1 protein-coding gene is annotated in these 1,395 nt (G+C 45.8%); it reads right to left on the bottom strand.

Translation table 11 applies throughout. The features are described from left to right. Window positions 1-258 precede the first annotated feature (258 nt). Entirely contained in the window at window positions 259-1,380 is a 1,122-nt protein-coding gene (locus QOL76_RS21215) for an IS91 family transposase (RefSeq protein WP_377919254.1), read from the bottom strand. Window positions 1,381-1,395 lie beyond the last annotated feature (15 nt).

Raw genomic sequence — 1,395 nt, 5'->3', positions numbered from 1 at the left:
TGCCAACAACTAGGTTTTCGTTGCGTGCGTAGCACGAACAATGAAACCGCTGTTGCACGGAACCGGAGAAGTTCTTATGGGCATTGAGTCAGGATTATCAGCATTTTTTATTCAGGTGGAAGCTCTAAAAATGGGATGTTAGCTTCCCTTTATCTTAAAAAGTATGATTTCCAATCATTCATACGCCCATTCAGCTCTATTTTGGAAGGGATTTTTTATGATTAGGACATAGCTGTCCCAGCCCAAGCATTTTGGGCTTTAAAAAGTATGCGTTATAGTGAGGAGGTTACTTTTTGGCGGTCCACGCTTGGGTAGTCGCTGAATGCTTACGATGCTTTCCTTCTGGCAGCAGGGGCAGTATCGAGGGTTATAAGTCTCCAGAATCCTAGGCTCCTTTTCTGGAATCGGAATTCCAAGTTCCTGATGAATGATTGGTATCGTGATCAGCTTGGATGAACTTCCCAATATCCCGAAATGCCGGATCCGAACCAGTCCTCTTGGTAATATATGCATCGAAAACCTTCTGATAAATTCCAGATTGTCAAGCTTCATTTCCAGCTTCTGAGCACCCTGACGATAATCCTTATAACTGAAGGTAGTTTGCTTTTGATCCATGCCTAGAATCCGGTGATTGGATATCGCCACTTTGTGGGTGTATCTTCCTAGATATTCGAGCACGGCTTTGGGATGTCCGAACGGCCGTTTGGCATATACCACCCATTCTTTTTGGAACAAAACATTGATCAGTTCGTTCTCCGAGTTGATCCTGGATTTAAGTGCTTTTACGTACTTGGCCCGGAATACTTTGCTCATGGCCTTGACCGGAAACAGGTACTTGCCTTTGCTTTTTGCGGTCTTCCACTTTCGGTATTTTGTCAATCCACCTCCTGGTACAATGCAATGTAGATGGGGATGAAGTGACAAAGTCTGTCCCCAAGTATGGAGAATGGCGATCATTCCTGCCTTTGCACCTAGGTGCTTTGGGTCTTTAGCAAAGCATGCTATAGTTTTCCAAGAGGCTTCAAACAGACTGTCATAGACAGCTTTGGGCTGGTACATTGCCAGTTGATTTAAGGTGTCAGGCAACGTAAATACGACATGAAAATACGGTACGGGAAGTAATTCGGCTTCCCGCTTGGCGATCCAGTTCTCCCGGTTTTTTCCCTGACACTTCGGACAGTGTCTATTCCTACAGCTATTATAGCTGATACGCATCGTCCCACATTCGGTACATGCATCTACGTGACCGCCGAGATCTGAAGTTCTGCAGCGCTTCAATGCCGACAAGGTCCGCAACTGCCAGCTGTTGATATGTGGGTGCTTTTCGACCTCTGCCCAATGTTGCTTGAGCACATGGGCCACTTCAAAGCGTGCTTTCACTTTCTGGACAGGTAG

The sequence above is a fragment of the Algoriphagus winogradskyi genome, assembly GCF_900182815.1.
GTDB classification, from domain to species: Bacteria; Bacteroidota; Bacteroidia; order Cytophagales; family Cyclobacteriaceae; genus Algoriphagus; species Algoriphagus winogradskyi.
Note: the sequence above shows the minus strand (reverse complement) of the source record. Positions and strands in the feature narration are given on the sequence as shown.